Below are 18,285 nucleotides of genomic sequence, written 5' to 3'. Positions count from 1 at the left end.
CGAGTGCGCCGAGATGGTGCCGCCGCTGTCGGTGGAGGTGTCGGTGAAGTTCACGGTCAGGCCGCTCACCGTGTCGGTGAAGTTGGCCACCGGCGTGCCGCCGCTGCTGCTGCCGCCGACGATCGGATGCGAGAGGTCGCACTCGTTGGTGTCGTTGGACCAGGTGCTCTGCATCGGATAGGTGCCGTTGCCCATGGTCACGTTCGCCGTGGCGCCCTGGCCGGAGGTGATCCACGCGCACTCGTCACCGTTTTCCTGGCCGTTGTAGGTCGCGTCGCCGGTGTGGTTGGTCCAGCCGCCGGCCGGGTTCTGGTCGGTGACGGTCTCGGCGTACTCGTGGCCTTCCACGATCGAGAAACCGTCCAGCGCGCCCGCGCTGCCGTTGACCGAGTCCATGCCGCAGCTCGTGCCCATGTCATGCACGTACGGCATATTGGTGAAGGCCACGTCGCCGACCGACGAGGTCACGTTCTGGTCGCCGTTCCAGTCGTGCCAGGCACAGAACTGGCCGGTGCTGGTGTTGAAACCGTCCGGATGGGTACCGCTCGGCGACAGGATCACGTACTGCACGTAGCGGTTGGAGGCCGCCGTGGTGTTGCCGAAATGCTGCGCGGCCTTGATCGCTTCCTGCGCGAGCTGTGCGCCGGTGGCATTGGACGGCGAAGCCACCGAGTTGTCGTACCAGATGTTGACGAAGGCGCCGCCGGTCGGATAGCCGATGTTCGGGGCACCGCTGGGGCAGGAGGTGGCACCGGTGGCCACCGAGGAGCCGTCGCAATACTGGGTCATCGTGCCCGACCACAGCTCGCCGCCGGTGCCCAGCCCCTTGAAGAGGCTTTCCAGGTACGGCACGGCGCCGTAGGCGTCGCCCGAAAGGGTCATGTTGCCGCTGCTGTTGGTGCTGGCCGTGCCCCACTGGCTGCCGTAGACGACGATATAGACCTTCGGCGTGCCGCTGGTGACGCCGATGCCGTCGACGCCGCCGCCGTAGCTCAGCGTCTCCGTGCCGGTGGCGGTCGTGGTGGTGGTCGCCTGCAGCGCCTGGTACTGCTTCATCCGGGCATGGGCTTCCCTGGTGGGAAACACGCCATGGCGGTAAGCATGCCCATAGGCCGGCGAATAGGGGTTGGTCGTCGGGTTGCTGGCCGCCGCAGGCGCGGCGTTGCTCTGCGCAGTCGCCGCGAGGACGGCAGCCGGAGCGGCGGCCGCGGCGATCGCGACTCCCGCCGCGACGGCCCATGATTTCAATCGAAAATTGCCTGGCATTTCAAACTCCCAAGGTTTTTGAGGACAAACGGACCCGATGGGGCGGTGAGGCCTCATGCATGGAGTGCCGTGGACAGACATGGCACAAAGGAATTGTTCTTGGATGGCCCCGCGATCCCGTGTCCTGCACCCAACCCTCCCTCTGGTTTTCCTCGGGGCCGAGTGCGGAATCGAAATGGGTCTTGCAGGCGTGGCGACGGGATCATTCGCCAAACTCCCATTGGCGAACGCGGCGACGGTATGAGTTGCAGATGAAACCAGTCAATAGGACTTTTCGAAGTGGTCGGTGATCGAGATCACGTAATCAGGTAATTGCGTTGGCGTCTCCGCATCGTAATTATTTTCAACCTTCACGGTGCCTAGGTGGCCTGTGCGAATGCCTCTGGATAAGTCGCGCAGCGAGTGCGCTGCATGACGATTTCCTGACGCTGCATCAGATAGATGGATGAATCCATTGCGCTTCCGTTGCGAATGTTTCGACAGGGTCGGGACGGGCGCGAAAGAGTGGTACGCCAGGCTGCCTCAAGTTCCAAAGGTCGCGTAATTCCGTGCGTTTGGAACGATATTAAATAAGGCTGTCGCGCAATATGCTTCGCAGCTTTTCACGTGGCTGTTGCCGCGGCGGTCCATAAAATCCGGTCCGGCCGATTAATCCGGTTTATTTTCGATTCAGCCGAATCCTTGCCGGGAATCGTCCTGCCAAATGTGCCCGGGTTGCTCCGGAGCGCCGCCGGATGGCCCGGCCGCCAGTTCATTCCGCCGGGGCGGCATGCGACCATGCGCCAATGAACCGGACGAACACCCACCGCCTGGCGATCATCGGCGGCGGTCCGGCAGGGCTGATGGCAGCCGAGGCTGCGTGCGCGGCGGGCGTGGCGGTCGACCTGTACGACGCGAAGGGTTCGGTCGGACGGAAATTCCTGCTGGCCGGCAAGGGCGGCCTCAACCTTACCCACGGCGAACCGCGCGCGCGTTTTGCCGAGCGCTATGCGGCGCGATGCGATGAAGTGGGGCGCTGGCTCGATGCGTTCGACGCGGAGGCGCTGCGTGGCTGGGCGCACGGGCTCGGCGTGGAGACCTTCACCGGCAGCTCGGGCCGGGTGTTTCCCGCCGACCTGAAGGCGGCGCCGCTGCTGCGCCGATGGCTGCACCGCCTGCGTGAATCGGGCGTGGCCTTCCACATGCACCACCGCTGGCAGGGCTGGAGCGATGGCGCGCTGCGCTTCGCCACGCCGCAGGGCGAACACACGGTATCGGCCGATGCGGTGGTCCTCGCGCTCGGCGGCGCCAGCTGGCCGCAGCTGGGCTCCGATGGCGCCTGGGTGACGCCGCTCAAGCAAGCGGGCATCGACATCGCGCCGTTGCAGCCGGCGAACTGCGGCTTCGAGGTGGCGTGGAGCGAACATCTTGCCAGCCGCTTCGCCGGCGCCCCGCTGAAGCCTGTGGTGGCGCATTGGGTCGATCGCCACGGCGTGGCCCGTTCGCGCCAGGGCGAGTTCGTGCTCAGCGAATACGGCATCGAGGGCAGCCTGATCTACGCGATCGGCGCCGAGCTGCGCGAGCAGATCGCGGAAGGCGGCGAGACCTTGCTGAGGCTGGATCTGGTGCCCGGCTACGACGAAGCGGTGCTGGCCGAACGCCTCGCCGCGCCGCGCGGCAAGCACAGCATCGGCGACTGGCTGCGCCGTCGCGCCGGGCTGGACGCGGCGAAGTGCGCGCTGGTGTTCGAACTCACCGACAAGCCCACCCTGGCCGATCCGCCGGCGCTGGCGGCGCGCCTCAAGGCGTTGCCACTGCGCCTGCGCGCACCGCGGCCGGTGGCCGAGGCGATCAGCACGGCCGGCGGCGTGCGGCTGGAAGCGCTGGATGAAGAGCTGATGCTGCGCGCCCGGCCCGGCGTGTTCTGCGCCGGCGAGATGCTGGACTGGGAGGCGCCCACCGGTGGCTACCTGCTCACCGCCTGCTTCGCCAGCGGCCTGATCGCCGGCCGTGCTGCGGCCCGCTGGCTGTGCACGTAACCAGCGGCGTCAGCCGGCGGGCAGGTTCGCCGACCCGGGCTTCGCGCTCTCTGCCAGCACGCCCGACTGGGTGCGACGCAGTACCTGCGGCATGTGTTGCGCCACGAAGTCGATGAAGCTGCGCAGCGCCGGGGTGTGGCCGTGGCGCGAGGGATACACCGCATGCACGTTGCCCGGGGGCAGCGACCACGCCGGCAGCAGCGGCACCAGCCGGCCTTCGGCGATGGGGCCACGGCAGATGAACTGCGGCAGCTGCGCCGCGCCGATGCCGCCGATCACCGCCTGGTACAGCACTTGCAGATCGTCGCTGACCAGGCTGGGATGGTGCTCGATCTGCTGGGTGCGGCCGTCGTCGGCCTGCAGGTGCCAGAAATGCCGGCCATCGGTATTGATCACGCCGACGCTGGAAAGGCGTTTCAGGTCCATTGGCTGCAGCGGCCGGCCCTGGCGTCGCAACAGCTCGGGACTGGCCACCAGAAGTTGCGGATCCATGCCATAGCTGCGCATGACCAGACTGGAATCCTTGAGCGTATCGCGCACGCGGAACGCGATGTCGTAGCCGCCGGCGATCACGTCGGCCTGGTGATGGCAGATGTCGAGGTCGACCTGCACCTCGGGATGTTGCCGCAGGAAGTCGACCAGTACAGGGGCCAGCAACAACTGCGCGAACAGTACCGGGCAGGCCACGTGGATGCGTCCCCGCGGTGCGGCCTGGGCTTCGTCGATGACGCGCTGGGTCTGCTCGGCGGCGGCCAGCAGCTGCCGGCATTGCTCGTAGTAGCGCTGGCCGATCTCGCTGACGTGAGAGCGCCGCGTGGTGCGCTGGATCAGCCGCACGCCGAGGCTGGTCTCCAGCCGCGCCACGCGGAAGCTCAGCTGCGACTTGGCCACGCCCAGCGCCTTGCTGGCGGCGGTGAACGAACCCAGTTCCACCACCTGTACGAAGTAATAGATGTCGTTGAGATCCTGCACGGCATGTCCTTGCGGTGGCGTTGTCAGGACGGCCCGAGGGCGGAATGTTTTGCTGCGTTGCAAAATCGTGAAGAATTGTTCACTGATCTTGGATATTAAACGCAACATGAAAGGGCTTATCAATCGCGTTGCATGAGGGAAATACTACGGCCTCGGGACATGGCCGCAGGCGTTGGGGGCGCGTGCCGCGCGGGATGGCGTCGGCCGGTCGCTTCGGATGTTCACGCTAGCCAAGGGGTTCGAGCCATGCGTGCGATTTCGCTGTTTCCTGCCGTCGTGCTGTGCGCCGCGCTGAGTGCCGGCGCCATGCTGCTGGGGGCCCGCGACGTGCAGGCCCAGCAGGCAGGCGGCAGCGCCGCACCGGATCCACATGCCGCCCCTGCCGGCGGGCTCAGCCAGAGCGACATCGCCCGCATGCTGCCGGCCACCGACATGGGCGCGGGCGCGGCGCGTGCCGGCAACACGCACCAGGCGAGCATGAGCGACAGCCCGGCCACCCCGTTCGATGCTGCCTCGATCCCGGCCAACCCGCTGGCCCCGAACGCCGATGCGATCGGCGCGAAGAGCTGCGTGGCATGCCACGCGCAGGAGAACGTGCAGGCCTCGCACACGCTGCACGTGGCCTCGTTCCGCGCCGGTGCGGCCAACACCGGCCCGCAGGCGGCCTGCGAAAGCTGTCACGGCCCAGGTTCCGGGCATGCCAAAGACCCCACCGCGCCGGGCCTGATCATCGCCTTCACCCACGACGCGAAAACCTCGCCACAAGTCCAGGCCGGGGTATGCCTCAGCTGCCATGCCGGCGGCGCGCGACAGCACTGGATCGGCTCGATCCACCAGAACCGCGGGCTGTCCTGCACCGATTGCCACAACCCGATGGCCAGGCTGTCGCCCGAGGGCGTGCTGGCGAAGTCGTCGATCAACGAAGTCTGCGCGACCTGCCACCAGGACATCCGCGCCAAGTTCAACCGCCGCTCGCACATGCCGCTGCCGGAAGGGCAGATGGCCTGCACCGACTGCCACAACCCGCACGGCTCGATCACCAGGCCGCTGCTGAAGACCGACACCGTCAACGAGACCTGCTACACCTGCCATGCCGAGAAACGCGGGCCGTTCCTGTTCGAACACGCGCCGGTGCGGCAGAACTGCCTCAACTGCCACGACGTGCACGGCTCCAACCAGCAGACCCTGCTGGTCGCGCCGATCCCGATGCTGTGCCAGCAATGCCACACCATGACGCGCCATCCGAACGACCTGCAGAGCGCGGCCAACCTCGGCACCGGACCGTTCCCGGACGAGCGCCTGATGGGCCGCGGCTGCCTCAGCTGCCACGCCAACATCCACGGTTCCAACAACCCTTCCGGACCGAAGTTCCACAAGTGACGGAGGCCGACGATGCTTGCGCAGAAAGGAAATCGCACGACGCCGAAAGCCCTGGCGCTGGGGCTGCTGGCCGGCCTGTTCGGCATGCAGTGCGCGATGGCCGGCGACACCAGCGGCACCATGCGCGTGGGCGACATGCAGTACGGCAACGGACTGGACCTGCGCGGCTGGACGCCGATGCTGCATCCGGCCGATCCCGACGGCATGTCCTGGCTGCACCCCGGCATGCTGCGCACGCCCACGGGCGTGCTGTACCCGTACCCGCCGAGGGTAGATGCGGGCAAGCCGCTGGGTTCGGGTGACTGGACCTACAGCGGGCTGCTGGAATTCGGCTACCTGCATGTGGGCGGTGAGCGCAACGCGGAATACTTCCGCCAGTACGACGATTGGAAAAGCGGCGCCGTGCTCGGCCTGTTCGCGCTCGATTTCCACAACCACCGGACCGGCCAGTACGTCGAGCTGCGCGGCAGCCGCCTCAGCGGCGACGACCAGTTCTACCGCCTGCTCGCCGGCCGCTACGGCAGCTACCGGGTCGAGGGCTTCTACCGCGACATGCCGCATACCGTGTCGACCAATGCGTACCCGATCTGGAACGGCGTCGGCAGCACCGACCTGACCCTGCCGGCGCCGCTGGTGGCCGGCGCCAGCACGCCGGCGCAGGTGGCCGCGGCGTCGGCCGCCGCGCCACGGCGCAGCATTGGCCTCACCCGCACGCGCGCGGGGCTGGGCTACGAGGGCGTGCTGTACCGTGACTGGATCGGCTCGGCCTCGATCACCAACGAGAAGCGCAGCGGCACCCGCCTGTGGGGCGGCTCGATGTTCTTCAACTTCCCGTTCCCCGACAACGGCGGTGTGCTGGAAACGGTGCGGCCGATCGACTTCCGCACCACCGACGTCAACCTCAGCCTGCGCAATGTCGGCAAGGTGTGGCATTTCCTGGCCACCTACAACGGCTCGTTCTTCCGCAACCACAAGGACCACCTGAACTTCGAGAGCCCGTTCGCGCTGTACAACGTGGCCGGCACGCCGCAGGTGGCCGACATCAAGGACGGCCAGTTCTCGCTGGAGCCCGACAACGACTACCACAACGTGCGGCTGGACCTGTCGCGCGAGCTGAAGTGGAACGGCCAGTTCAGCGTGTCCGGTGCGTGGGGCACGATGCGCCAGAACGATGCGCTGCTGGCGCCCACCACCTGCACCGGAGTGGGCGGCATCTTCATCGCGCCGCCGGTGGACTACACCTTCCAGTGCGCCAACTGGAACACCACCGACGCGCTGTCGCGGAAGAACGCGAACGCGCGCATCGACACCGGCCTCATCGACGCCCGCGTCACCTTCCACCCCACGCCGGCGTTCGGCTGGCACGCCGGGCTGCGCTGGTACCGCGAGGACGACAAGACCCGCTACCTCGCCTACAACCCGCTCACCGGCCAGTACGGCTATATCTCCGAGAACGGCTCGCAGGGCAGCGTGGTGCCGGGCGAGACCGGCATCTTCGACCCGAACAACCCGCTGTACCGCTCGTACATGGTCACCGTGCGCAACAACCCGTTCGGCTATACCGACACCCTCTTCGAGCTGGGCGGCGACTGGCAGTTCGGCCGCAAGAGCTCGCTCGGCGTCACCTACACCTTCGACCACAACTGGCCGAAGTACCGCGAGCGCAGGCGCGTGGACGACCAGCGCATCAAGTTCGACTGGGTCAGCCGTGGCGTGTTCGGCGGCGCCACCGTGCGGCTGAGCTGGGAATACGCGAAGCGCGACGGCGACAGGTACAACTACGATCCGTATGTGCAGTTCTTCTCCGAATCACTGCCCGGCTTCGTCGAGCCGGTCAACGGTATCGCCGCGCATACCGTCGCCGACATGCGCAAGTACGACCTGTCCGACCGCACCGAGAGCAAGGCGCGCGCGATCATCACCTACCCGTGGGGCGAGTCGGCCACGCTTTCGGCCACCTTCTACGGCAACCGCGACCAGTACGACGCACTGATCGGGCGGCAGAACACACGCACCACCGGCGCCACCCTGCAGTGGGACTGGCAGCCGACGCCGGCCACCACGGTGAACGCCTACCTCGGCGCGGAAAGCTCGCGTCTGGGCATCGCCAACGTCAACGACGCGGACGGTCCGGACAACGGCAAGGCGCTGGGTACGCCCGGCCAGACCGACCCCAACCTCGGCGGCCCGCTGTACCCGTTCGCGAACCAGTGGTGGGAGCTCGACCGCGAGAGCAACCGCAACGGCGGCTTCAGCCTCAGCCACGATTTCGGCCGCGTGCGCGCCGACTTGCGCTACGACTACAACGGTTCGTTCGGCCACGTCGGCTACAGCTACGCCACCATCGGTGCGCTGGCCAACCGCGTTCCGGCCGCGGTGGCCGCCGCCGCGACGGGCTTCCCCGACAACAAGTACCGCACCAACACACTCGACCTCGGCCTGAACTTCGCCGTCAACCGCAGCGTCGGCGTGCGCGTGTTCGGCCGCTACCAGACCGGCGCCTTCAGCGACTGGCACTACGCCGGCTTCGACAACACGCTCAGCTACGACCACCGGCTTTATACCGACAAGGGCGGCCAGCTGCACTACAGCGTCAGCCTGGTCGGCGTGATGCTGAACCTGAAACTGTGAGGGGCGCCGGGATGACGAATCGCACCAGCCTCCTGTTGATGTTCCTGCTCGGCGCGGGCGTCGCCACCGGCGTCACCGCGCAGCAGCGGGCGGCAGGCACCGCCGCCGGTACGTCACCGCCCGCCACGGTGGCGGACCTGCGCCGCATGCAGCCGGTCAGCGGCGACGCCCAGGCCGGCGCGGGCAAGGCCGCGGTATGCGCGGCCTGCCATGGCGCGCAGGGCGTGGCGATCGCACCGAACTTCCCGAACCTGGCCGGGCAATCGGCCACCTACCTCTACGTGCAGCTGAAGGCCTTCCGCGACGGCCAGCGCAGCGACCCGGTGATGACTGGCCAGGCCGCCACGCTGGGCGACGCCGACATGCGCGATCTGGCCAGCTACTACGCCACGCTGGCGCCGAAGCCGACCGGCCACGCCGATACCGCCTCGCGCGGCGCGCAGCTGTACCTCGCCGGCGATCCCGCCAAGGGCATTCCACCGTGCCAGGGTTGCCATGGTCCGGGTGGGCTGGGTCCGCAGCCACATTGGAGCAGCGCGCCACAACCGCCATGGGCGACCTACCCGCGTCTGCGTGGCCAGTCCAGCCTGTACGTGACCAAGGAACTGGGCGACTTCAAGAATGGCGCGCGTGCCGGCAGCAGCAATGCGAAGGTGATGCAGGGCGTGGCCGCCACGCTGGGCGACGAGGAGGTGCAGACGTTGTCCGCCTACCTCGATGCGCTGTGACGCTGCCCGGGCTCAGCGTGCCGGACGCTTCACCAGTTGGATCTCGAACAGCTTCGGCCAGCACTTGCCGGTGACGAACAGGCGCCTGTGTTTCGCGTCCCAGGCGATCCCGTTGAGCACGTCGTCGCCGGGATTCGGCAGCTGGCTGTTGTCGAATAGCCCGCCGAGGTCGATCCAGCCCACCACATGGCCGCTGGTCGGGTCGATCCGCGCGATGCGGTCGGTGAGCCACACGTTCGCGTAGATCTCGCCGTCCACCCATTCCAGTTCGTTGAGGTTGGTCACCGGCGCGCCGTCGGCGGTGACGTGGATGCGGCGAACCACCTCAAGCGTTTCCGGATCGAGCACGCGCAGCACCGGCGTGCCGTCGCTCATGTACAGGTGCGTGTCGTCGCGGGTCAGCGCCCAGCCCTCGCCTTCGTAACGGAAGGTGTGGCGCAGCTCGAAGCTGGCCAGGTCGTAGACGAAGCCGGTACCGCTCTGCCAGGTGAGCTGCACCAGGCGGTCCTTCCAGTCGATGATGCCTTCGCCGAAGTAGCGCGCCGGCAGGTTGTGCCGCTGCACTGTCTCGCCGCTGCGCAGCGCCACCTTGCGCACCGTCGACGAGCCCTTCTCGCCGGTGCTTTCGTAGAGATAGCCGTCCTTGTAGAACAGGCCTTCGGTATACGCGCCGGTGTCGTGCGGGTAGGCGTGCACGACCCGGTAGCCGTAGACCGGGATGTCGACGGCGTGCGCGGCGGCGCAGGCGAGCAGGGCGAGGAGGCAGGTGAACCGGCGCAGCATCGGATGGCTTCCGGGTGAGTGGCGGAAGCCTAGCCTAGCGGACGCACGCGGAAGTTGCGGCCCTTGATCTTGCCCGCGCGCAGGCGTTCCAGCGCCTTGTTCGCCAGCGCACGGCTGATCGCCACGTAGGCACGGGTGGCGAACACGTCGATCTTGCCGATGTCCTTCGCCTCCAGCCCGGCGTCGCCGGTGAGCGCGCCGAGGATGTCGCCGGGGCGCAGCTTGTCCTGGCGGCCGGCGTCGATCACCAGCGTCTTCATCGGCGCCAGGTGCAGGGTCTTGCCGCGCGGTGGCGCGACTTTCAGCGCACGCCACGGCAGCGGCTCGCCGCAGAGTTCCTCGATGTTCGCCGCCTTCGGCCGCTCGCGCGGCGTGCACAGCGTGATCGCCAGGCCGGATTCGCCGGCGCGACCGGTGCGGCCGATGCGGTGGGTGTGGGTGTCCGGGTCGTGCGCGACGTCGTAGCTCAGCACCAGCGGCAGCGCGGCGATGTCCAGCCCGCGCGCGGCCACGTCGGTGGCCACCAGCACCGCGCAGCTGTGGTTGGCGAAGCGCACCAGCACTTCGTCGCGGTCGCGCTGTTCCATGTCGCCGTGCAGGGCCAGCGCGGAGTAGCCGCGACGGTCCAGTTCCTGCGCCACCGCGTCGACGTCGCGGCGCATGTTGCAGAACACCAGCGCGTGCTGGCCGCGTTCGCCGGCGAGCAGCTGCGCCAGCGCATCGGGCTTCTGCGCCGGCTCCACCTCGATGAACTGCTGCTCGATCGCTGATCTTTGCTCGGCCGGCGCTTCCACCGTGATCTCGACCGGGTCCTTCTGCACATGCTGGCTCACCGCGCGGATCTCGTCCGGATACGTCGCGGAGAACAGCAGGGTCTGATGGTGCTTCGCGATGCGCCCGATGATGTCGTCGATCGCCTCGCTGAAACCCATGTCGAGCATGCGGTCGGCCTCGTCCAGCACCAGCACCTTGATGCCGCCGCCGTGCAGGCTGCCGCGCTTCAGGTGTTCCTGCACGCGGCCGGGCGTGCCCACCACGATGTGCGGATCGTGGGTGAGCGAGGCGAGCTGCGGCCCCAGTGGCATGCCGCCGCACAGGGTCAGGAGCTTCACGTTCGGGATGTTCGCGGCCAGCTTGCGGATCGCCTTGCTGACCTGGTCGGCCAGTTCGCGGGTGGGGCACAGCACCAGCGCCTGCAGCCGGATCGTGTCCGCGTCCAGCATCTGCAGCAGGCTCAGCCCGAACGCGGCGGTCTTGCCGCTGCCGGTCTGCGCCTGCGCGATCACGTCGCGCCCTTGCAGCATCGGCGGCAGGCTTTGCGCCTGCACCGGGGTCATCTCGGCGTAGCCGAGCGTGTCGACGCTGGCGAGCAGGGCGGGTTTGAGCGGGAGCGTGCTGAAGGCGGTCATATGCGCATGATCGCATGGCGGCCGGCGTGGCACGGGCTTGCATCCGGCCGCCAGCTCGCGGACCCTGTATGGCCGTCGCCCCACGAATCGCCGCCATGGACATCGTTTTCATCGAAGACCTGCGCATCGACGCCGTCATCGGCATCTACGACTGGGAGCGCCGCGTGCGGCAGACGCTGGCGTTCGACATCGAGATGGCATTCGACAACACCGTGCCGGCGGCCAGCGACGATATTGCGCACACGCTGAACTACAAGGACGTATCCAAGCGGCTGATCGATTACGTCGGCGCGTCCAGCTTCGGCCTGGTCGAGACGCTGGCCGAGCGCTGCGCGGCGATCATCCGCGAGGAGTTTGGCGTGGTCTGGGTGCGCCTGAAGCTGTCCAAGCCCGGCGCGGTGCGCGGCGCGAAAGCCGTCGGCGTGTGCATCGAACGCGGCGCGCGCACGCACTAATGGCGCGGGTCTACCTGAGCCTGGGCTCCAACCTCGAACCGCAGCAACACCTGCCGGCGGCGATCGGCGCGTTGCGCGGGCGTTTCGGCGGGATCGACGTCTCGCCGGCGTATCGCAGCCGCTCGGTGGGTTTCGATGGCGCGGACTTCGTCAACCTCGCGGTCGGGCTGGATACCGAGCTGTCGCCCGAGGCGCTGAACGACTGGCTGCATGCGCTGGAGGACCGCCATGGCCGCCGCCGCGACGTGCCGCGCTATGCGGACCGCACGCTGGACATCGACATCGTGTTCTACGACGCCCTGGTGCTCGACGGTCCCGGCCACCTGCAGATCCCGCGCAGGGAATTGCAGCACGCGTTCGTGCTGCGGCCGATCGCGGACATCGCGCCGGCGTTCCGGCATCCGGTCAGCGGGCGGAGCATGGCCGAGCTGTGGGCGGCATTCCCGCAGCAGCGCGAGCCGTTGCAGGTCGAGGCACTGCCGGATTGAGCGAAGCGCACTGTCGCATGGCTGCGGCGGGTGCTAGAAAGAGCCACTCACGATCCACGGACGAAGGGGGGAGACACGCATGGCCGGTAAATTTGCACGTAGTTGGGCGTTGCTGAAGGCGAGCGCGGCGGTGTTGCGTTCGGACAAGTCGTTGCTGGTGTTTCCGCTGCTGTCGGGTCTGTGCACGTTGGTGGTGGCGGCCAGTTTCCTGATCCCGGCGGCCTTGATGATGGTCGGCCACGTGGACGCCGGCCAGCGCTTCGAGCAGGGCATGACGGCAGGTACCTACCTGCTGCTGTTCTGTTTCTACCTGGTGCAGTACTTCGTGATCATCTTCTTCCAGACCGCGTTGACCGGCGTGGCGCTGATGCGCCTGCGCGGCGAGCCGGCCAGCGTAGGCGAAGGCTTCGCGCTGGCCCGCGCGAGGCTGCCGCAGATCCTCGGCTACGCGCTGATCGCCGCCACCGTCGGCCTGTTGCTGCGGATGATCCAGGAGCGGCTTGGCCTGATCGGCCGGCTGGTGGTCGGCTTCATCGGGCTGGCCTGGACCGTGGCCACCTTCCTGGTGGTGCCGGTGCTGGCCAGCGAAGGCACCGGTCCGGTCGATGCGGTGAAGCGCAGCGTGGAGCTGCTGAAGCGCAGCTGGGGCGAGAACCTGATCGGCAACGGCGGCATCGGCGTGGTGTTCGGCCTGCTGATGCTGCTGGCGGTGCTGTTCGGTGCCGTGCTGATCGGCGGCGCGGTCGCGCTGCAGTCGGCCGCGGCGATCGTGCTGGCGGCGGTCGTGGTGGTGCTGGGGCTGACCCTGCTCGGCCTGATCCAGGCCTCGCTGCAGGGCATCTACTCGGCCGCGCTGTACCGTTACGCGGAAGCAGGCGAGGCCAGCGTCGGCTTCGACCAGGCGCTGCTGCAGCAGGCCTTCGCGCCGAAGAAGAAGTGACAGCGTGAACTCCTCCCCTGCCTGCAGCTGAAGGGACTTCCTTCGGTCGCAGGCAGGGCTGGGGTGGGGGGTGAAGCCCTCCGCACCCACTCACACCGACAAGGTGCGTCCGCCGTCCACCCGGATGATCTGCCCGGTGACGAACGGCGCATCGCGCAGCAGCCACAGCACTGCGCCGGCCACGTCCTCCGGCGTGCCGGCGCGCTGCAGCGGCGTGCGCGCCAGCATCGCCTGCTGATCGGCATACGGCTTGCCGTCGCTGGGCCACAGCACTGCGCCGGGTGCCACGCCGTTGACGCGTATGTCCGGGGCCAGCTCCAGCGCCAGCGAGCGGGTCATCGCGGCCAGCGCGGCCTTCGCCATGCAGTACACGGCGTGTTCCGCCAGCGGCCGCTCGGCGTAGATGTCGATCATGTTGACGATGCCGCCGCGCGCCTGGCGCAGTGCCGGGATCGCCGCCTGGCTGAGGAAGAACGGCGCCTGCGCGTTGGAGGCGAACAGGCTGTCCCACTGCGGCGGCGTCGCCGTGCCCAGCGGCGTGGGGAAGAACGCCGAGGCGTTGTTGACCAGCGCGTCGAGCCGGCCGTAATGCGCCAGCAACCGTTCGACCAGCGCCGGCAACGTCGCCAGTTCGGCCAGTTCGGCCTGCAGCAGCAAAGTGCTGCCGCCGCGCTGTCGTTCCAGTTCGTCAGCCAGCGCGCGGGCGGCGTCGGCGGAGTGGCGGTAGTGCAGCGCCAGGTCGTAGCCGGCCGCGTGCAGCGTGCGCGCGGTGACGGCGCCGACGCGCCGGCCGGCGCCGGTGATCAGGGCGACGGGGCGATCATGGCGTGGCGACATCATGCAGCTCCGGCGGCTAGGCAGATCCCAGCTTGCCGCAAAGGCGACAGCGCGTCATCCCCGCGCTCAGTCGGCCGGCGACTGGCGCGCGACGCGTCCGTCGGCCCTGCTCGCCGCGCCGGCGTCCTCGAACGTGAACTCGCCCTCGAACATCGCGATCGCGGTGCGGGCGACCTGTCCGGTGTCGTAGTGCGCATAGGCGCCGACGCCGAGCGCGCCGATCACCGGCAGCCAGCGCGAGACCCCGCTGCCCAGCGTGCGCCGGGTGAGCTTGATGCCGACCTGTTTGGCGATGCGCTCGACCACGCCGTACGACGCCTGCCGGAAGACCAGCCGGTCGCCCATGCGCACCACCAGGTCGCGGAACGCCTGCGCCGTAGTGTGGCGGAACAGGCACCACAGCATCTGTTCGCGGCCCAACGTGGCGTGGCGGCCGTAGGCCGCGGCGATGTCGCTGACCATCTGCGCCTGAATCTTCCAGATCGCGAGCAACTCCGGCAGCAGGGTCAGCCAGCCCAGCGGACCGGGCGGCAGCGCCAGCGAGCCGGCGGTGAGCGCGGCGCGCCGGGCGGCGCGGCGCGCCAGCCGACGCGCCGCGCCGGCGGGGTCCGTGCTGTCGGCGACCGTGCTGTCCGGCACGTGGCTGACGAAATCCAGGATCGCCTCGGCAATCCGGCCGTGCCCGGCCGGTGCGATGACGGCGGGTACCTGCCGGCTGCGCTGGGTCATGCGTGGCTCCATGGGATGTCGCTGCCTGCGGCAAGCGTCCCAGCAGTCTAGGGGCGTTGTATGAAGCAGGGATCAACGGTTTCGCGGGCAGGCATGACTTGTGGCGCAGGCGGAACGGAAATTCTTTCGGCAATGTTATAACATTACAAAATAAGCATCCTCATTCACCCCTGCCGGAATTGCCGATGAATCCTTCCCTGCTTGCCCTGAGCCTCGCCGTTGCCCTGGGCACGACCACCGTCCATGCCACCGATGCGCCGCCGGCGACGAAGGCCGCTGCCCCCGCGATGACTGCGAACGGGGACGATCCGACCGACGGTGGCAGTCGCAACAAACAGCCGGCCAAAGTGCAGGAGCTGGGTGCGGTCTCGGTCTCGGCCGCGCTGGACCAGGCGCGCAACGCGTTGTCGCCGGATACCGGCAGCAGCCAGTACGTGATCGACCACCAGGCGATCGCGCAACTGCCGCTGGGCGCGTCCACGCCGATGAACCAGGTACTGCTGCAGGCGCCGGGCGTGGTGCAGGACTCCTACGGTGGTTTGCACGTGCGCGGCGACCACGCGAACCTGCAGTACCGCATCAACGGCGTGATCATCCCCGAGTCGATCGGCGGCTTCGGCCAAAGCCTGGACGCGCGCACGATCGACACCGTGAAGCTGCTCGACGGCGCGCTGCCGGCGCAGTACGGCCTGCGCACGGCGGCGGTGGTCGACATCACCACGAAGAGCGGCCATGACCTCGGCAACGGCGGCAGCGTGGGCATCACTGGCGGCAGCAACGCCACGCTCAACCCGAATGCGTCGGTGTGGGGCAGCAACGACCGCTGGAGCTGGTTCCTTACCGGCAACTACATGGAGAACGACGTCGGCATCGAGAATCCCACGCCGAGCAAGAAGCCGATCCACGACCACACCAACCAGGCGAAGGGCTTCGGCGACATCAGCTACCTGATCGACAACGACACCCGCCTGAGCTTCCTGTTCGGCGTTGCCAACAACCGCTTCCAGATCCCCAACCGGCCAGGCTATATGCCGCAGTTCGGTTACCTCGACATGGTGGATTTCAACTCCGCCGATCTCGACGGCCACCAGCGCGAGAACACCCGCTTCGGCGTGCTGGCGTTGCAGGGCAAGCTGGGCGCGACCGGCTACCAGGTGTCGGTGGGCCAGCGTTACAGCCGCCTCGCCTACACGCCGGACCGGATCGGCGAGCTGATGTTCAACGGCGTGGCCTCCGCCGTCAGCCGCAGCAACCGCGCCAGCACCCTGCAGGCCGACTTCGCTACGCCGCTGGGTAACCGCCACACGCTGCGCTATGGCATCTACGGCAGCTTCGAGCGTGCGGTCAGCGGCAACGACGCGTGGGTATTCCCGGCCGACGCCGGCGGCAACCCGACCAGCACCACGCCGATCAACATCCTCGACAACAGTCGTCTGGTCGCCAGGACCTGGTCGGCCTATGTGCAGGACGAGTGGAGCCTCGGCGAGAATTGGACGCTGAACTACGGTCTGCGCGGCGACCGCTACCAGCTGGTGCGCAGCGAGAGCCAGCTGAGCCCGCGCCTGGGCCTGGTCTGGCAGGCCACCGGCAGCACCACCGTGCACGCCGGCTATTCGCGCTACTTCACCCCGCCGGCGACCGAGATGATCGCCAGCAGCAACATCGCCAAGTTCGACGGCACCACCAACGCAGTGGCGGACAGCGGCAACAACACGCCGCTGGCCGAGCGCTCGGACTACTTCGACGCCGGCGTCTCGCAGAGCATCGGCTCGGCCTGGACCGTCGGCGTGGACGCCTACTACCGCAAGGTGCAGCGCCTGCAGGACGAAGGCCAGTTCGGCTCCGCCCTGGTCTACTCCACCTTCAACTACGCCGCGGGCCGGGTGAAGGGCCTGGAGTTCACTGCCAATTACGCGCAGGGGCCGCTGTCCGCCTACTTCAACGCATCGCTCGGCAAGGCGATCGGCCGGCGCATCATCACCAGCCAGTACAACTTCGCGCCGGACGACCTGGCCTGGGTCAACAACCACTGGATCTTCCTTGACCACGACCAGAAGCTCACCTCGTCCGGCGGCATCAGCTACGCGCTGGACGACAGCACCCGGGTCGGCGCCGACTATCTGTTCGGCAGCGGCCTGCGCAAGGACGGCTCGGTGCCGAACGGCGCCTCGCTGCCGGCGTACTTCCAGCTCAATTTCAATGTCTCGCACGACTTCGCCTTCGACCGTTTCGGCAAGCTGCACACCCAGCTGGCCCTGCTCAACGTGCTCGATCGCACGTATGAGCTGCGCGACGGCAGCGGCATCGGCGTCGGCGCACCGCAGTTCGGCCCGCGCCGCGGCGTGTTCCTCAGCCTGCAGAAGGATTTCTGAGCGCGGCGTCGGGGCGCCGTCACGCGGAGGCTCCGCGGCATCCGCTATCCTTGCGGCCCTGAATTCCAGGGCCGCCCGCATGCCTAACCGCCTCCCCGAACCCGGTGCCGACGAGCGCGCCCATTCCGACCGCCTGCTGCAGCTGCTGCGCGAGCAGATCGTCTCGCACGGGCCGATGCCGTTCTCGCAGTACATGGAGCGCTGCCTGTACGCGCCGGGGCTGGGCTACTACAGCGCCGGCCGCACCAAGTTCGGCGCGGCCGGCGACTTCGTCACCGCGCCGGAACTGGGCGACCTGTTCGCCGGCTGCGTGGTGAACGCGGTGCAGCCGGTGCTGGCGATGCTGGGCGACGAGGCGGACTTCCTCGAACTGGGCGGTGGCAGCGGTGCGTTCGCCGAGGCGGCGCTGAAGGCGCTGGCGGCCGGCGGCGCGCTGCCGCGGCAGTACCTGATCCTGGAACCCAGCGCCGACCTGCGCGAACGCCAGCGCGAGCGGCTCGCCGCGAACCTGCCGCCCGGACTCCACGCCCGCGTGCAATGGCTGGATCGTCCGCCCGAACAGGACTGGCGCGGCGTGCTGTTCGCCAACGAGGTGATCGACGCGCTGCCGGCCACCCGCTTCGCCATGCGCCAGGGCGAGGTGTACGAGGAGTACGTGGCGCTGGACGGCGAAGGCCGGCTGACCCGCGTCGACCGCCCGGCCGACGCGCTGGTGGCCGGTGCGGTGCGCCACGTCGAGCGCGACCTCGGCGTCGAGTTCGTCGACGGCTACCGCTCGGAGCTCCTGCCGCAGCTGCCGTACTGGATCCAGGCGGTGGCCGGTGCGCTGACGGCGGGGCTGCTGCTGTTCGTCGACTACGGCTACGTGCGCCGCGAGTACTACCTGCCTGAGCGCGACGACGGCACCCTGATGGCGCACTACCGCCATCACGCGCACAACGATCCGCTGTACCTGCCGGGCCTGAACGACCTCACCACGTCGGTCGATTTCACCGCGCTGGCGGAGGCCGGCAACAGTGCCGGCTTCGGCGTGGCCGGTTACCTGCCGCAAGCGCAGTTCCTGATCGGCGCGGGCCTGCAGCAGGTGTTCGAGGATGCCCAGGCGAAGGTCGCCGACGAGCACGGCCGCTACCGGCTGGCGCAGCAGGCGAAGCGGCTGATGCTGCCCGAGCAGATGGGCGAACGCTTCCAGGCCATGCTGCTGGCGCGCGGCCTCGATGCACTGCCGCTGCCGGCCGAACTGCTGGCCGCCGACCAGGGCGGGCGGCTTTGAGCAT

14 protein-coding genes and 1 pseudogene are annotated in these 18,285 nt (G+C 68.4%); 9 read left to right on the top strand and 6 right to left on the bottom strand.

Going from position 1 to position 18,285, the window contains the following annotated elements:
• Positions 1–1,248: pseudogene (locus DEO45_RS12610) on the bottom strand (pre-peptidase C-terminal domain-containing protein); the annotation flags it as partial.
• An 803-nt stretch (positions 1,249–2,051) separates the two neighbouring features.
• Here DEO45_RS12610 and DEO45_RS12605 point away from each other — a divergent pair.
• The gene (locus tag DEO45_RS12605) at positions 2,052–3,284 is read left to right on the top strand and encodes a TIGR03862 family flavoprotein (RefSeq protein ID WP_114344207.1); all 1,233 of its coding nucleotides are present in this window, start codon (positions 2,052–2,054) and stop codon (positions 3,282–3,284) included.
• Positions 3,285–3,293: 9 nt separating this feature from the next.
• Here DEO45_RS12605 and DEO45_RS12600 read toward each other — a convergent pair whose 3' ends face one another.
• The gene (locus DEO45_RS12600; protein ID WP_189339744.1) at positions 3,294–4,256 is read right to left on the bottom strand and encodes a LysR substrate-binding domain-containing protein; all 963 of its coding nucleotides are present in this window, start codon (positions 4,254–4,256) and stop codon (positions 3,294–3,296) included.
• A 246-nt stretch (positions 4,257–4,502) separates the two neighbouring features.
• Between DEO45_RS12600 and DEO45_RS12595 the strand changes: the two genes are divergently transcribed.
• The 3 genes from DEO45_RS12595 to DEO45_RS12585 are packed head-to-tail and all read left to right on the top strand — an operon-like array spanning position 4,503 to position 8,995.
• Positions 4,503–5,636 (top strand): DmsE family decaheme c-type cytochrome, encoded by a 1,134-nt coding sequence (locus DEO45_RS12595; protein WP_114344202.1) that lies wholly within the window; start codon positions 4,503–4,505, stop codon positions 5,634–5,636.
• A gap of 12 nt (positions 5,637–5,648) precedes the next feature.
• A complete protein-coding gene (locus DEO45_RS12590) occupies positions 5,649–8,267 on the top strand; it encodes an MtrB/PioB family outer membrane beta-barrel protein (RefSeq protein WP_114344200.1) in 2,619 nt (872 codons plus the stop codon).
• 11 nt (positions 8,268–8,278) lie between these two features.
• Positions 8,279–8,995 (top strand): c-type cytochrome, encoded by a 717-nt coding sequence (locus tag DEO45_RS12585; RefSeq protein ID WP_114344198.1) that lies wholly within the window; start codon positions 8,279–8,281, stop codon positions 8,993–8,995.
• A gap of 12 nt (positions 8,996–9,007) precedes the next feature.
• Here DEO45_RS12585 and DEO45_RS12580 read toward each other — a convergent pair whose 3' ends face one another.
• Positions 9,008–9,778: a glutaminyl-peptide cyclotransferase gene (locus tag DEO45_RS12580; RefSeq protein ID WP_114344195.1), complete on the bottom strand. Its 771-nt coding sequence runs from the start codon at positions 9,776–9,778 to the stop codon at positions 9,008–9,010.
• Positions 9,779–9,807: 29 nt separating this feature from the next.
• On the bottom strand, positions 9,808–11,187 hold the full coding sequence (gene dbpA / locus DEO45_RS12575) for an ATP-dependent RNA helicase DbpA (RefSeq protein WP_114344193.1): 1,380 nt from the start codon (positions 11,185–11,187) through the stop codon (positions 9,808–9,810).
• 95 nt (positions 11,188–11,282) lie between these two features.
• Between dbpA and folB the strand changes: the two genes are divergently transcribed.
• The 3 genes from folB (at position 11,283) to DEO45_RS12560 (ending at position 13,070) form a co-directional block, all read left to right on the top strand.
• Positions 11,283–11,642: a dihydroneopterin aldolase gene (gene folB, locus DEO45_RS12570; RefSeq protein ID WP_114344190.1), complete on the top strand. Its 360-nt coding sequence runs from the start codon at positions 11,283–11,285 to the stop codon at positions 11,640–11,642.
• Positions 11,642–12,130, top strand: coding sequence for a 2-amino-4-hydroxy-6-hydroxymethyldihydropteridine diphosphokinase (folK, locus tag DEO45_RS12565; protein ID WP_114344187.1), 489 nt, complete (start codon positions 11,642–11,644; stop codon positions 12,128–12,130). The genes folB and folK overlap by 1 nt, the downstream gene beginning before the upstream one ends.
• 79 nt (positions 12,131–12,209) lie before the next feature.
• Entirely contained in the window at positions 12,210–13,070 is an 861-nt protein-coding gene (locus DEO45_RS12560; protein ID WP_114344185.1) for a DUF6159 family protein, read from the top strand.
• Between the two features lie 90 nt (positions 13,071–13,160).
• Here the strand turns inward: DEO45_RS12560 and DEO45_RS12555 are convergent, their stop codons facing one another.
• Entirely contained in the window at positions 13,161–13,907 is a 747-nt protein-coding gene (locus DEO45_RS12555; protein ID WP_114344409.1) for a pteridine reductase, read from the bottom strand.
• 66 nt (positions 13,908–13,973) lie between these two features.
• Positions 13,974–14,636 (bottom strand): hypothetical protein, encoded by a 663-nt coding sequence (locus tag DEO45_RS12550; RefSeq protein WP_223250865.1) that lies wholly within the window; start codon positions 14,634–14,636, stop codon positions 13,974–13,976.
• Positions 14,637–14,821: 185 nt separating this feature from the next.
• Here DEO45_RS12550 and DEO45_RS12545 point away from each other — a divergent pair, with 185 nt between their 5' ends.
• Positions 14,822–17,008 carry a TonB-dependent receptor gene (locus DEO45_RS12545; protein ID WP_114344183.1) on the top strand — a complete coding sequence of 729 codons (2,187 nt, stop codon included), beginning with the start codon at positions 14,822–14,824 and terminating at the stop codon, positions 17,006–17,008.
• A gap of 79 nt (positions 17,009–17,087) precedes the next feature.
• The gene (locus tag DEO45_RS12540; protein WP_114344181.1) at positions 17,088–18,281 is read left to right on the top strand and encodes a class I SAM-dependent methyltransferase; all 1,194 of its coding nucleotides are present in this window, start codon (positions 17,088–17,090) and stop codon (positions 18,279–18,281) included.
• The last annotated feature ends 4 nt before the right edge of the window (positions 18,282–18,285 follow it).

The sequence above is a fragment of the Rhodanobacter denitrificans genome (assembly GCF_003335105.1).
In the GTDB taxonomy this organism is placed as follows: domain Bacteria; phylum Pseudomonadota; class Gammaproteobacteria; order Xanthomonadales; family Rhodanobacteraceae; genus Rhodanobacter; species Rhodanobacter denitrificans_A.
The sequence above is the reverse complement of the archived record's forward strand: the minus strand, read 5'-3'. Positions and strand labels throughout refer to the sequence as shown.